9 protein-coding genes are annotated in these 14,808 nt (G+C 49.7%); all 9 read left to right on the top strand.

The window, feature by feature from the left end:
• Positions 1 to 574 precede the first annotated feature (574 nt).
• The gene (locus AC1DWB_RS17845; RefSeq protein WP_477542429.1) at positions 575 to 3,703 is read left to right on the top strand and encodes an ATP-binding protein; all 3,129 of its coding nucleotides are present in this window, start codon (positions 575 to 577) and stop codon (positions 3,701 to 3,703) included.
• Positions 3,700 to 4,851 carry a response regulator gene (locus AC1DWB_RS17840; RefSeq protein ID WP_477542428.1) on the top strand — a complete coding sequence of 384 codons (1,152 nt, stop codon included), beginning with the start codon at positions 3,700 to 3,702 and terminating at the stop codon, positions 4,849 to 4,851. Before AC1DWB_RS17845 ends, AC1DWB_RS17840 begins: the two co-directional genes overlap by 4 nt.
• 204 nt (positions 4,852 to 5,055) lie before the next feature.
• Entirely contained in the window at positions 5,056 to 5,730 is a 675-nt protein-coding gene (locus tag AC1DWB_RS17835) for a DUF1361 domain-containing protein (protein ID WP_477542427.1), read from the top strand.
• A 4-nt stretch (positions 5,731 to 5,734) separates the two neighbouring features.
• Positions 5,735 to 7,489, top strand: a complete 1,755-nt coding sequence (locus AC1DWB_RS17830) for a sensor histidine kinase (RefSeq protein WP_477542426.1) — start codon at positions 5,735 to 5,737, stop codon at positions 7,487 to 7,489.
• Positions 7,490 to 7,495: 6 nt separating this feature from the next.
• Positions 7,496 to 9,079, top strand: a complete 1,584-nt coding sequence (locus tag AC1DWB_RS17825) for a response regulator transcription factor (protein ID WP_477542425.1) — start codon at positions 7,496 to 7,498, stop codon at positions 9,077 to 9,079.
• A 114-nt stretch (positions 9,080 to 9,193) separates the two neighbouring features.
• The gene (locus AC1DWB_RS17820) at positions 9,194 to 9,892 is read left to right on the top strand and encodes an ABC transporter ATP-binding protein (protein WP_477542424.1); all 699 of its coding nucleotides are present in this window, start codon (positions 9,194 to 9,196) and stop codon (positions 9,890 to 9,892) included.
• Positions 9,882 to 10,910 (top strand): efflux RND transporter periplasmic adaptor subunit, encoded by a 1,029-nt coding sequence (locus AC1DWB_RS17815; RefSeq protein WP_477542423.1) that lies wholly within the window; start codon positions 9,882 to 9,884, stop codon positions 10,908 to 10,910. Before AC1DWB_RS17820 ends, AC1DWB_RS17815 begins: the two co-directional genes overlap by 11 nt.
• 33 nt (positions 10,911 to 10,943) lie before the next feature.
• Positions 10,944 to 13,880 carry an ABC transporter permease gene (locus tag AC1DWB_RS17810; protein WP_477542422.1) on the top strand — a complete coding sequence of 979 codons (2,937 nt, stop codon included), beginning with the start codon at positions 10,944 to 10,946 and terminating at the stop codon, positions 13,878 to 13,880.
• Between the two features lie 4 nt (positions 13,881 to 13,884).
• Complete coding sequence (locus AC1DWB_RS17805; protein WP_477542421.1) at positions 13,885 to 14,766, top strand: ABC transporter ATP-binding protein; 882 nt, start codon at positions 13,885 to 13,887, stop codon at positions 14,764 to 14,766.
• Positions 14,767 to 14,808 lie beyond the last annotated feature (42 nt).

Raw genomic sequence — 14,808 nt, 5'->3', positions numbered from 1 at the left:
ATTCCAGTCTCTCGGTCTCGATATTTGGGAACATGAACTTTGACATAACTACTACTCCTTCAATAATGTTATATATTCAGTATAAATGTTATTTCTAATAGATACATCCAGTTTATTACAAGCAGGAATTCGATTCTGTGGTACACTCAAGCTAAAACTCCTGGAGAGTGGAGGCAATATGTTAATAAGTATACAGGAAGAAAATCTCTGCAAATTCAAGAGTAAAATGCTCAGGCACGCACCAGAACAATTTGGCATCATTCTGGATCACGAGGGGTACTGTGGACTTCAAGAATTACTAATGGCAATCCGTTCATGTAAATGCTGAAGAAGCGGCAGAGCAAGGGATAAAATTCTATTATGCAAACAATGGAGTATGGCTTGCTGATTTTGTTCCGACCAATCTATTAACTAAGTGGAATACATATTTTATCTGAAAATGAAATATGAGCAAGGCTCGAGACAGCCTTATAAGACTGTCCAGAGCCTTTTTGTTGTCCGAGCGCACAGGAAAATCCCGCCACTATCTAGAATTGTATGGTTATTACGTACGATGGATCGCGGGGGACAGATTGTGTTAAGAAGATGGCTGATTAGGAGCGCCGTGTTCATCCTTGTTGTATTACTTCCCATTTACTGGCTTGCTCAATGGACATACGATGCCAAACACGATCCCAAGGCGGTATCCGGTGTCATGGATTTACGACATTGGAATTTTTCTGAGAGCGGCACCGTCCCTCTACGCGGGGAATGGGAATTTTATAGAAATCAATTGTTGACTCCGGCCTCGTTCCAAGTTGACCGACCCGCCAATGCTCCTCGCCCTGACCTGTCAGCGATCGTAAGCGTACAGGGTAAATGGAATGATTACTTAGGAGCAGATGGCTCACGTGAGGCGCTGGGGTATGGGACATATCGCTTACGGATTATACTGAACGGGAATGAGACTGTATACGGTGTCCATACGACGAATATTCGCATAGCCAACCGGGTGTTTATCGGGATACAAGAAGTCGGAGCCAGCGGTTTTCCAGCAACATCGGAAGCGGATTACGTGCCGAACAATGTCCCCTACACAGGGATGACCCCAGTTGATGGAGATCAAGTAGATGTGATCGTACAAGTATCCAATTACAGCTATTCGTCGGGTGGCATGATCATGCCGATCCAATTCGGCGATCAGCATGCCGTGATGAGCAACCGCGAATGGGCGATTGCGGGTGATCTGATAACTACAGCGGGATTCTTGATGCCAGGCATATTCTTCTTGGCCCTGTACCTTCTACGCAAGCAAGAGCGGTCCCTCCTGTACTTGGGCATCTCCTGCTTGTCGGCGGTATTGTACGTGCTAACCCATGGCGAGAAGCTGCTTCCTGCGGTTGTAAACGAGATTCCGTACGAAGCCATAATCAAGTTGCAGCTATCCTCATCGGCCGTTTTCTATTATTTCTTGATTCTATATGTGTCGGTCTCCATGCCGAGCACGATTCCATTGCGAATCTTACAGCTCTCTCGGGTTGTGACGATCGGTACATTGTTGATTGCTTTACTGCTGCCTTCCGTATTCTTCTCACGCTTGGAAGGGGTGTGGAACAGTATTGCGGTTATCTCCATATTGTGCATATGCCTCGCCATGATCAGAAGCTTGAGGGGGAAGTACGAGTATAAATTCCTCAGCGCAATTAGCTTGATCAGCATCTTACTAGTCATCGTAGTGAATTTGATGAATTTAGCGGGTATGGTGGTTCCACAGGACGTCGTCCCGTATGAGATGGTGATCTTTGTTCTAACCCAAACCGCATTGTTGGCCATTCGATTTGCCAAATCGTTCTTCGACGTCGAGCAGTTGTCTAGAAAGCTGCTAACGTTGGACGGACTGAAGGATGAGTTTCTGGCGAATACGTCGCACGAGCTGCGAACCCCGCTGCATGGTATCGTGAATCTGGCAGAATCGCTTATTGATGGAGCTGCGGGGGTGATGAACGGGAAGCAAGCGAGTCATCTGTCGATGATCGTCACGACCGGGAAGCGGTTGTCTCTGCTAGTGAACGACATTCTGGATTTCTCCCAGTTGAAGAACGGAGATATTATTTTACAGCGCAAACCTGTCCATCTCCCTACGGTCGTTAGGTCGGTAATGGATGTAGTCATCCATATGACAGGCAACAAGCCGATTGAATTCGTAGAGCAATGGCCGGATGCTCTGCCTTATCTGGATACGGATGAAGAGCGGCTTCGGCAAATATTGTTCAATCTGTTAGGCAATGCCGTCAAGTTTACGATCCAAGGTGAAATTCGGGTATATGCAGAGGTTCACGACGAGCAAGTTGTTATATCTATCGCCGATACGGGCATAGGTATTGAGCAGAGGAGATATGAGTCTATATTCAACTCCTTCGATCAGGGAGGGGAGGGAACTGACCGGGATTTCAGCGGTACGGGATTAGGACTCAGCATTTCGAAAAAGCTTGTCGAGCTGGGGGGCGGACACATCTGGGTCGAGTCTGAGGTAGGCCTAGGTTCCATATTCCATTTTACGCTGCCCGCTGCGGTTGAAGTGCCGGTCATTCATCCCGAGAGCACCGCAAGTAATTACAGTGTACAACCTATCGAGAGCATAGGAAGAGGAATACAGGAAGCGGCTGCCTCATTCGCTCCCAAAGAAGCAGGAGATCGCACTGTTCTCATCGTCGACGACGATCCAGTCAATCTGCAAGTGCTCATTAATTTGTTGGCTAAGGAAAGTTATGTCGTCATTGCGAAGGATGGAGGAAGAACGGCTTGGGAAGAGATCGAACGGAATCCGAAGATTGATCTGGTCATTGCCGATTGGATGATGCCTGGCATGTCAGGTGTCGAACTGACCCGCAGCATCCGCAGTCGTTACCTGCTCTCTGAGCTTCCCGTGCTGATGTTGACCGCTAGAAGCAGACCCGAAGATATGATGACCGGTTTTCAGGCGGGTGTTAATGATTTCCTGTCCAAGCCGGTTGATGCCGGGGAGCTGAGAGCCCGTGTACATACTTTGTTGGAGCTGCGCAAATCGGTTCAGATTACAATCCAGACGGAGATGGCTTTCTTGCAAGCCCAGATCAAGCCTCATTTTCTATACAATGCACTGAATACCGTCATTTCCTTATGTTCAGTCGATCCTGACAAAGCTACCGGATTGCTTATCGAGCTCAGCCAGTATTTGCGGGGCAGCTTCGATTTCCAGAATCGGGAGCAGTTGGTATCGTTGAGTAAAGAATTGGAGCTCGTAAAGTCCTATCTGATTCTTGAAGAAGCCCGATTCGACGAACGGCTTAAAGTGGAGTATGAGGTGGACGATAGCTCGGAGAGCTTGATTCCGCCGCTCAGCATTCAGCCGATTGTAGAAAATGCGGTCCGGCATGGAATCATGCAACGGGCTTCTGGAGGGACGGTTCACATACGGATTAGGGAGACGGATAGCCTCATCGAAGTGGCGGTTACGGACGATGGAGTCGGGATAAGCCCGGATAAATTGAATAAGCTGCTATCCAGGAACACGAGTTCAAAGGGCGGTATTGGCCTGATCAATATTCATAAACGATTGCTTGCTCTGTACGGAAGAGGTATTCATATTGAGAGCGAATGGAATAAAGGGACTACCGTTCGCTTCGAAGTGCCGAAACGAATTCATTCGCACATCTTAAGTCAGGGAAGAGAGGAATATGCATGATGAGGGCGATTCTGATTGATGACGAGAAACCGGCACTGCTTCAGCTGGAACGATTGCTGTTGGCGGACGGCCGAGTTGAGATTACGGGTAAATATACAACTGCGCGAGAAGGGCTCGACCATCTCACCAGCACGGAGACGGATGTCGTGTTTCTGGACATTAGTATGCCGGAAATGAACGGCCTGGAATCCGCGCGCTACATTCAGCTTATTGCTCCGGATGTCCGTATCGTGTATATTACTGCATTTTCCGAATATGCGCTCGAAGCCTTCGAGTTGTATGCGATCGATTATGTACTGAAGCCGGTCCATCCTGCCAGGTTGGGGAAGACGCTAGATCGGCTGCATCAGCATTTCATGAATAAGTTGTCCTTGAAATCCGTTTATGCCCTGCAGCCGAATGTGCTATGCTTTGGACGCATGCAGTTCGTGCTGGAGGGAGATTCGGACAAACGGATGAAATGGCGAACGTTAAAGGCACTAGAACTGTTCGCCTGCTTGCTCCACAATTCCGGACAATGGATGACTCGTGACGTCTTGCTGGATACGATCTGGCCATTGCTTGATGCGGAAAAGGCGGTCACTCATCTGCATACATCGGTGTATCAGGTTAGGAAGCTGTTGAAGGAACGGGGGATCGAGCCGACCGTCCTGTTCGAGCAAGAAAGCTATAGCCTGGGGGGACCGAACTTGCAGACGGATGCGGACTTGTTCGAGCAGAAGTTGAAGGAGCATCCCGTTATTACAGAACACAATCTTGATCTAATGGAGAGCGTAGCGGAGCTCTACCGTGGCGATTACTTGCAAGAATACGACTACGCTTGGGCTAAGCCCAGAAGGAAAAGGTTGTTGGAGCAATATGTAAGTTTAATGCAACGCATATCCGAGTATGATTTGAACGCAGGACGGAATAGAAAAGCTTTGCAGCGACTAAGTATGTTACAAGAGAAGGATCCTTATTCGGAAGAAGTATGCTGTCTCTTGTTGGAAGCTTATGCACGTCTGAACGATTATGTGTCGCTGCGGCACCATTATAAGGCATTTGTCAACGGACTTCAGCTGGAGTTAGGTATTGACCCGGAACCGTCAACGCATCAATTGTACGTCAAATTGCTTAGGGGATCCGTTACCTCAATCGGCTCCGAATAAGCACCTCGATACGGAAACCTTTAAACTCGGATTCCAGAGATCCGAATCGATTCTCGAGGGCATCATATCGATTCTCAGGGGGGGAATAAATGAAACTTGTCGGGATGTGGGGAAAGAATCGATGGCGAAGGAGTTGTGTTGCTATCAAAAAGTTAGGTATGATACTGTGTAGACAGAACTTGTCAGCAAGGAGCTAATATGACTATGATCGAGATGACTCGAAGAAACAGCGTCCTATTGGCGCTGCTAGCGTGTACAGCCTTGTGTTGGGGGCTGATAGCCATCCGCATGGTCGTCACAGACCAACATTACTATCAATGGCTTGTCCCGAATCTGGTTCTGGCTTGGATTCCCTACATCCTGTCGGCTTGGATCTGCCGTTTGTATGAGCGAACCGGGAGATGGAATGTGGGGATTGTTGTCATGGGACTGGCATGGCTGTTCTTCTACCCGAATTGTTCCTACATTATAACGGACCTGGTGCATATCGGTTATTTCAGCAAACCTAGTAAGCCTAACCTGCTATACTATGATATTTCGATCAATGCATTAGGCGCGATCAATGGCTGGCTGCTGGGTGTGTTGTCCCTGTACCGGCTCCATCGTTTAATTCGAATGCGGCATAACGCGATTGGGGCACATATATTTGCCTTGTGCGTATTGTTGTTGAGCAGTATCGGCGTATACTTGGGCCGTTTTCTGAGATGGAATTCATGGGATTTGATCAATCGGCCTCTGCATATTGTCGCAGATACGATTACTGCGCTAAGCAACCCCAACTCCCAGCAATTTATTATCGTGTTCGCACTTGTGACCGGCTGCTTGTACTACCTGATGTATGGATTTAAGCGGTCCACGCATCAAGATTGGTCCAGGTGACGGCATGAATTCGTTATTCTCGGCTTTCCTGAATCGATTTCAACTTCGGTTATTGTTGTTCTTGCTGCTAGTCGGTTCGATTCCGCTAATAGTGGCGACCTTTGTCTTCTATGCCCAATCGGCTTCCTATGCTTCGGAGGAACAATCCGCGGTCGTCGAGCAAACGCATAAACGGCTGTTGGAACGGGCGAAGCTCGAGTTGGTCGCCATTGACAAGGGGTTGAGGCATGTTGCGGATGATTACGGGGTTGGCCGTTACGTTAGTCGTACTTCCCAGCCGCTGGACATGGCCGAGGAGAAGCGAATACGGGAATACATCGACTTCCTGCTCAAAAAAGAGCTCTCACAAAATCGGTATATCCTGCAAATGTGCATCACGATGGAAGAAGCAGGTCAGGCGCTGTGTGCCCAGTCTGGCTCTGCTCAAGTCCCCTTCGACACTGTGCTGGGACGCCCGGGGAGAAAGCTGATTCCAGTGGCCTCTCCGGTTTCCATCACTACGCAGACGCAGACGCAGACGAGCTCAAGTGCAGGCAGTCAGAAACTGCTATACACAGAACCGATCATGGACGCCAGACTTCGAATGGAGACAGGAACCGTTTACGCCTTATTCTCCATTGATCAAATCATCGTAGACGCTCAAGAGAAGTCATTTCAAGGTGCGATGGCGATCTACGACGAAGAGAAACGTCTCATCTATACGTCGAGTATGAGTTCTGGAATGGTACCCGGTTCCGGTTGGAGCAGCAAAGGTACGGTGCAGTCGCAATCGAAGCTAGAGGTGGCTGATGTGGAATGGTCCTCCACGCTTGAACTGAAGGTCGAACCAAACGCTTCATTGATCAATATGAGAAATTTGTTGATCTGGCTGTTTATGTTACTTGCCATCGTGTCGGTTGTGAGCTCGATCTGGTTTGCCGGACATGTGACCAAGCCCTTGCATCATTTGAGAGGGTTAATGAAACGTGCGGAGCTGGGTGACTTGAAGGCGTATTGGATTGATGATGGCATGGACGAGTTAAACGATCTGGGTCAGAGCTATAACCAGATGCTGAACCGGGTAGAAGAATTGATCAAGCAAGTGAAGCAGGAAGAAGCACTCAAGAAAGAAGCAGAGATGGAAGCGCTTCAATACCAGCTCAATCCACACTTTCTGTACAATACGCTTAATACGATCAAGTGGGTAGCCAAAATTCATAAAACACCGCAAATTTCTGAAGTGGTCAGCTCATTAGTACGGCTGCTGCAGGCCAGCTTGGGCAAGAAAGGCGATTTCATTACCATACGTGAAGAAACTGGGCTCATTCGAGATTATATGGACATTCAGAGCTTTCGATATGGTGAACGGATCCGACTAGCATTTGAAATCGATGAGCTGGCTGCGGGCTGTCTCGTCCCCAGAATGATTCTGCAGCCTCTTGTTGAGAATGCCATTCTACACGGCATAGAACCTGGCAAGCGGGAAGGGGTCATTACCATTCGTGCATATGTGGACCGGGATTTGCTACTCTGTGAAGTAGAAGACGATGGTGTCGGCATTGCGTCGAAGGCGGCTGGGGAATATGAACCTGCTGCTCTGACACATCCTGTGAAGCGACGGACTCTCGCGAAAGAGCGGTTGAGCGGGGTTGGAATTGCACATATCCGTGAGAAGATCAAGCTCTACTACGGACCCGATTACAAGATGTTCATTATCAACAGGCCTGGGGAGGGCACAACTGTAAAAATGTTTCTACCTGTGCATCAAAGTGAGGAGTAGACGGCCATGAACGTATTGATCGTAGACGATGAACCGATTATTCGTACGGGCATGCGTTCCATGCTCGATTGGGACAGTGCAGGGCTTTGTCTTGTTGGTGAAGCAGAAGACGGGGAGGAAGCATGGACACTCATAGGGACACTAGGGGTCGATTTGGTTATTACGGATTTGTTGATGCCACGAATGGATGGTCTGGAGCTGCTGCGCAAAATCAGAGAGAGCGATCGAGACGTAAGTTCGATCGTGCTCAGTTGCATGGACGATTTCGTCTGGGTGAAGGAAGCGATGAAGCTTGGAGCAAAGGACTACATACTGAAGCCTACAATGGAACCAGAGCAATTACTGCACATCATGATGGAGGCGAAGCAGGAGCTGGAAGAACGTCGGATAGAGCGGGACCGGGTGTTACGGTTGCGGCAGGAGTTGAATCAGACGAAGCAGGCCAAGCTTAATGCAAAGCTGCAGGCGTATCTAGTGAACGGCCAAGCGGATGCGCAGCTCGAACAGGAGTTGTTCGGGAATGGCAAGCTTCTGTACAGCATGCTGTTCTTTCACAAGGGGGAGCTCTCGTCCCAGGTAGAGTTAGGATGGGAAACGCTAGGCTTCCACGCGGCGGCAAGTCTGGAGACTGAGCAGGTGATCATGTTATTCGAAGAGACCGATCCGGCCTCATACCATGATGCTGCATATTGGATACGTGGTCAGCAGCTTATTGATCGAATCGAACTATTGCTGGAGCACGAGTTCAAGAAGGGGCAAGAAGCAATCCCTTTTGACTGGTTCATCGGTACTGGTGTTCGAGCGGGTTGCATGGACGATCTGGCTCTAGTCCAACAATGGCATGCTCGTCAACTTCACGATCGTTTCTATAACGGTACAATGGATCGCATCGTCATGGAACCGACATCAGCTTCATTGGAATTACCCTTGCCGATCGAGTGTAGAAGTGATCTGCTTCGTGCTGTTGCGCACGAGAACACGCGCGGGTATCAGTTCCACGCCAAGGAACTAGGTGAGCGGCTTGCTATTGCGAAGAGGCCGATTGCAGAAGTGACCGCGTTCGTAGCGGACATTTTAACGCTTACCGCCAGCTACGCCAGAGAATCTGGTTCCACCTATGCGGAGCAATTCGAGCGCCAGTACGTCCATTCAGGTGTGGTGCGGCGCTGTGCCACGATCGAACAAGTGCAGAAGCTGCTGGTGCGTGCTTATGGAGAGCTGGGGATGCAGCGGGTTATCGGGCCTGAACAGACGACGGCTTCCCGTACGTCATCCCCATTCGTAAAGAAAGCCGTTCAATTCATGAGAGACCAGTATCACCGCAACATCAGTACAGCAGATATCGCAGAGCATGTGAAGCTGAGCCGCAGCTATCTGAGTGATCTGTATAGCAAGGATACCGGGGAGTCCTTAAGTGAGACGTTGACATTCATTCGGATGGAAGCGGCTAAGAAGAAACTGCGGTCGGGGGAGATGAAGGTATACGAGATTGCCGAAGCAGTCGGATTCCCTGACTCCAAGACATTCCTCAAGACGTTCAAGCGAATAGTCGGATGTACGCCAAAGGAATATGAACTGTCGAACAAATAGACACCATTTCGAACAAAAAGGTGTCTATTTTTTTGATTGGACTCAGGATAGAGTTGAACTATATGGTGATAAAAGGATATTATAGGATACTTCTAACTAGTGGGAGCGGAGGCTATGCACCAAGTACCAGATCATCAGGAACCAATTATTAAGGCGATCGGGATCAAGAGAACGTTCGGCAAGGGAGCAGGCGAAGTCGTGGCTCTACGCGGCGCCAATTTGTCTATCCGCCCAGGGAGACTCGTTGCGTTAAGAGGCCGTTCCGGCTCGGGGAAGACGACCCTTCTTAATCTGTTAGGAGCGTTAGACCGTCCTACTGAAGGAGCGATCTATTTTGCCGGACAAGAGATGACCGGGTTGTCGGAGAAGAAGCGGGACGGGATAAGACGTCGTAATATGGGGCTGATCTTCCAGTCGTTCGCCCTTGTTCCATATATGTCGGCGTACGAGAACGTAGAGTTCGCGCTTCGAATAGCGGGGACACCGTCGAGTCAATATCGGAAGCTGGCTGAGGAAGCACTTGATTTCGTTGGCTTGAAGCCGCGGATGAAGCATCGACCATATGAATTGTCCGGTGGAGAGCAGCAGCGGGTTGCTATTGCTAGAGCGATCGCACATCAGCCTGCCTTAATCTTAGCGGACGAGCCTACAGCGGAGCTGGATAGCAAGATGGGCTTGCAGGTGCTGAAGGTGTTCAAGGATTTGGTGCAGCAAGGAATGACGATTATATTAACGACGCACGATCCGGCCATTATGGAAGTCGTCGATCAAGTATACTCACTGGAGGATGGTATCATTGTCGATGAAGGCTAAACACACATTATTGAAATCGCTTGCAACTTGCGCTGTGCTTGTCCTTATATGCGGCTGCTCCTTGCGCCCGGCCGAGGAAGAAGCACTGAAGCCACCGCTTGTTAAGCCTGTGAAGGAGAATTTCGAGTTATACGAAGTGAAGCGAGGAACGCTTACGAAACAGCTGAATGCAACCGCGACCGTTAATTCCAGTAGTACGGAGAGCTTGTTCTTCAAGGAAACCGGACCGCGCATTCAATCGATTGATGTCAAGCTCGGGGATGTGATCAAACCTGGGGATGTCGTGGCTCAGTTGGATAAGGGGGATCTGGAAAGTAAGATTCGCGTTCAGCAATTGAATCTCGAGAAGGTCAAGATCGCGCTGGAGCAAGCCAAGCAGGAGACGTTGGGGAACATCACCACGGTTCGTCTGAGGATGATCGATGTGGAGGCTGCGCAGATCCAGCTGGATCAACTCCATCAGCAGTTGGAGAAGACGAAGCTGGTCAGCTCGATCAGCGGCATCGTTACTTATATGGATTCACTCAAGACCGGTGATCAAGTGACAGCATACAGAGCGGTCGTGACGGTATCCGACCCGAATAAGGTGCAGCTCGTCTATGAAAACTCCAACTCCAATGAACTGAGCGGGATTGCGGTAGGGATGGAAGTCAAGGTCAAGCTTCAGAACGCCGAAGTACCCGGGAAGGTGCTGCAAACGCCGTCCAGCTCGCCATTTACCGAAATCAAAGCTCAGGCGGAACGAAATGCGAAGACGATCATATTCGGCGTTGACAAGCTCCAGGAGCAAGCCAAGATCGGTAGTACGGCTACTGTACTGATCGTAACCGATCGCGCGGAGAACGTCATCGTCATTCCTCGCGCAGGGCTGAGGTCATATCTCGGCAGAGATTATGTGCAAATTCTGGACGGGGAAAGCCGTAAAGAAGTAGATGTGGAGAAAGGGCTGCAAACATCAACGGATATCGAAATTCGCAAGGGCCTGAAGGAAGGGCAAAAGATCATCCTGAACAATTAATGACTAAACAATCGATGCATAGGAAGTGGTTCCGTGGCCTTATTCGTAATGATTCTTCGCAAGATGGCCAAGAACAAGTGGCTGGAGCTTAGTCTTCTATTAGGGCTAGTCGTCTCTGTCGCCTTGGCCAGTTCCATGCCGATCTATACGCATGCTATTCTACAGAGATTGCTGATCAAAGATTTGGAGAAGTTGCAGAGCGATTCTGGAAAGTTCCCAGGCGCTATTTCAACCTTTGTGTATTTGACGAATGAGGCGACGCCGGAGCAATGGAGGGATGAGCTCTTGCTTGCTGATGCGTTTTATCGTGACCAGCAAAGTAAATTCACGATTCCGTTACTCGAGTCTTATATACAACGAAGCACGATGGGGTTCAATATCGTACCAACCGACCCGAGTCAAGCGGATTCTTCCAAATCCCGATATGCCGAAATATCTGCTATTACCGGGATCAAGGACCATATTAAGCTGATCGACGGTAAATATCCTTCGTCTGAGCCGGTTAACGGAGTATATGAGGTCATGGTGACAGAAGCGTTGTTAGGCAACCTGAAGCTGGTGTTGGGCAACGAATTCACCGTGAAGGAAGATAATATCAAGGAAAACATTCGGTTCAAGCCTGTTGGCGTATTCGACCGGAAGGATTACAATGACGTTTTTTGGCAAACGGATTTGCATGAATACAGTTCTACCTTCTTCGTAGACTACGACCTGTTCGAGAAAGAGATCACGAAGGGATTCAAACTGAAAGTCATCTCTTCGTACTGGTACCATGCACTTGATTACTCCAAGTTGAAGCTAGGTTCGGTGGATGGCTTCACGAACACAATCGTCCGTATGGAAGAATTCATAAGCGAACGATTCGGCGGTAATTACAACAATGCCGTAAGGGCACCGATTATTAAGATTATTTCCACCTATTATGAAAAAGAAAAGCAGCTTCGACAGATGCTCTGGTCGCTTAATGTACCTGTCATGATCTTGCTTGCTTTCTACTTGTTCATGGTCGCTAATCTGATTACGGAGCGACAGAAGACCGAGATCGCCGTATTAAGAAGCCGTGGAGCGAGCAGAATTCAGATGATGCTTAGCTATACGCTGGAAGGAATTTTACTTGGCGCAATAGCGCTTGCGATTGGACCCTTCCTAGGGCTTCAACTTACGAAAATATTAGGGGCCTCGAATGGATTCCTGGAATTTGTACAACGGGCAGCCATTGATGTCAAGCTGAACGGGGATGCGTACCGTTACGCTATTATCGGGGTTGTCGCGTCGGTGATTATGACCCTCATACCTGTATTGAACGCTACGCGGGCAACCATCGTGGGGCACAAGCAGTCCATGGCTAGACAGATGAAGATGTCGTTCTTGCATAGGACGTATATTGATGTTCTCTTAATGGGTGTCTCGATTTATTTGCTCCAGTCATTTCATCGCAGGATGAGCGATTTGGTCGCATTGGGACTGGATTCCAAGGATTTGAAGATCGATCCATTGCTATTCCTTGTGCCTGCACTGTTCATGCTGTCGATGGGCCTTCTCGTACTACGTGTATATCCGTTGGTCCTAAGGATTATCTATGCGATCGGTCGCAAATGGTGGCCCCCCTATCTGTATTCAGCCCTTTTGCAAGTAGGACGGTCGGCAACTCAGTATCAGTTTATTATGCTGTTCTTGATCCTCACGATGGCTACCGGCTTGTTCAGTTCGAGCGCGGCGCGTACGATGAATCAGAATATTGAGGATACGCTGCGTTATAAGAATGGTGCTGACATCGTACTGAAGACCAAGTGGGAGAACGATGCGCCACCGCCGGATATGGGAGATATGGGCGGCGGTGAAGGTGGGCAGCCGCCTGCTCCTGTGATGGGATCTTCTCCCAAGCGGATTCAGTATTCGGAGCCACCCTTTCTCCCTTATGTCCAGCTACCTGGAGTCGCGAATGCGGCTCGAGTGTTCAATAAGAAGGATGGTGTATTCACCTTCGGCAAAAGCAATTCCGCCATTCAACTCATGGGTATCGACACCGACGAATTCGGACGAACGGCTTGGCTCAGAGATAAGCTGCTGGACCATCACTTCTACGATTATTTGAATTTGCTTGCATCCGATCCGAAGGCCGTATTAATCTCCAAGTCGGTTGCAGATCAGTACGCAGTGAAGGTAGGCGACGTCGTCATGCTGGGCTGGAACGGTATCCGTCAAGCACAGTTCCAGGTGTACGGCATTATTGACTTTTGGCCTAGCTGGAATCCGAATCCGGGTCCGAATGCTGCGCTCAAGGCAACCCCGACAAGTACGAGTGCAGCGGGTGCCAAGCCAGCCAACACGCCGAAGGTCAAATTGCCGATGCTAGCCGTCGGCCACTTGTCCTATATGCAGAATAACTTGGCTGTTGAGCCGTATGACACCTGGCTAAAGCTGACGCCAGAGGCAACGAGCAAGCAACTGTATGAGGCGATGGAGCAAAAAAATATGCCGATCATCGATTTGATCGATACGAAGCAGCAGTTGATCGCCACGAAGAACGATCCGTTCCAGCTGGCCATCAACGGAGTCATGACGCTCGGATTCATGATTGGGATATGGATCAGTTTTATCGGCTTTCTGTTGTATTGGGTGTTGTCGCTGTTTGGCCGCATTCTGCAATTCGGTGTATTCCGGGCGATGGGGTTATCCTTCTCGCAAATTATCGGGATGATGACCGCCGAACAGCTATTAACCTCTGGAGCGGCTGTATTGATCGGGGCCATCACCGGTACCGTGACGAGCTATCTGTTCGTACCGTTCTTCCAGTTGACCTTCGATCCGAGCACACAAGTACCGCCGTTCCAGGTCACCTATCATCTTGCGGATCGTATCAACTTGTATGGTATCGTCGGGTTCATGATCGGAATAGGCTTGATCATTATCGGAATGATGCTCTCTCGTATCAAAATCCATCAAGCGGTCAAGCTGGGGGAGGATTAACAGCATGATTCATTGCGAGAATCTGGTCAAGATCTACAAAGTATCCGATCTGGAAGTAGTCGCTCTGCAAGGGCTCGATCTACATGTCGAGCAGGGCGAGTTGACCGCGATTATCGGCAACAGCGGCAGCGGTAAATCCACATTACTCAACATGCTGGGTGGACTGGATCGGCCATCGGCCGGCAACCTGCAAGTGGACGGAAAAGATTTGTTGAAATTCACGGAGCGCGATCTGGTTAAGTACAAACGCGAGACAGTAGGATTCGTCTGGCAGAACAATGCGCGCAACTTGATCCCTTACTTGACAGCCTTGGAAAATATCGAACTGCCGATCTTGCTGCAGGGTCGTCGGAAGCGGGATCGGGCGCTTGAGCTGCTGGATGCGGTCGGGCTCAGCCATCGCTCCAGGAACAAGCTGAGCCAGCTGTCCGGCGGGGAGCAACAGCGGGTAGCCATTGCCATCGCGCTCGCCAATAAGCCGAAGCTTCTGCTAGCCGATGAGCCGACAGGCTCGGTCGACACGAAGATGGCTAATCAGATTCTCGACTTGTTCCGCCATCTCAATCGCAGCTTCGGGCTGACCGTCGTAATCGTTACTCATGATCCGCAATTAGCGAAGAAGGTCGATCGGGTCGTAGCGATTCGTGACGGGAAGACGTCCTCCGAGATGGTGAGGAGGAGGTCCTATGCCGAAGAGCTGGCCGACTTGGAGCAGGGCATTGCCGAGCAGGAGAAAGACTCACACATCGAATACGCGGTAGTGGATAAGGCGGGAAGGCTGCAAATTCCTTCCGGCTATCTGGAGTCGATCGGTGCGGCCGGCACCGGCCGAGTGCGGGTGGCAGTCGAGGACGGCAAGATCGTCTTGCTGCCTCCGGAGAAGTAATAGCGTTGAATCGTGATGGCGTAGCTGTAGGAGAGATTCGTA

Source organism: Paenibacillus sp. P4_E11 (assembly GCF_056401635.1).
The sequence above is the reverse complement of the archived record's forward strand: the minus strand, read 5'-3'. Positions and strand labels throughout refer to the sequence as shown.

Excerpts from the sequence above, each read along its gene's own strand:
- AC1DWB_RS17840 (WP_477542428.1), top strand. The coding sequence starts at position 3,700 with ATGATGAGGGCGATTCTGATTGATGACGAGAAACCGGCACTGCTTCAG.
- AC1DWB_RS17835 (WP_477542427.1), top strand. The coding sequence starts at position 5,056 with ATGATCGAGATGACTCGAAGAAACAGCGTCCTATTGGCGCTGCTAGCG.
- AC1DWB_RS17830 (WP_477542426.1), top strand. The coding sequence starts at position 5,735 with ATGAATTCGTTATTCTCGGCTTTCCTGAATCGATTTCAACTTCGGTTA.
- AC1DWB_RS17825 (WP_477542425.1), top strand. The coding sequence starts at position 7,496 with ATGAACGTATTGATCGTAGACGATGAACCGATTATTCGTACGGGCATG.
- AC1DWB_RS17820 (WP_477542424.1), top strand. The coding sequence starts at position 9,194 with ATGCACCAAGTACCAGATCATCAGGAACCAATTATTAAGGCGATCGGG.
- AC1DWB_RS17815 (WP_477542423.1), top strand. The coding sequence starts at position 9,882 with ATGAAGGCTAAACACACATTATTGAAATCGCTTGCAACTTGCGCTGTG.
- AC1DWB_RS17805 (WP_477542421.1), top strand. The coding sequence starts at position 13,885 with ATGATTCATTGCGAGAATCTGGTCAAGATCTACAAAGTATCCGATCTG.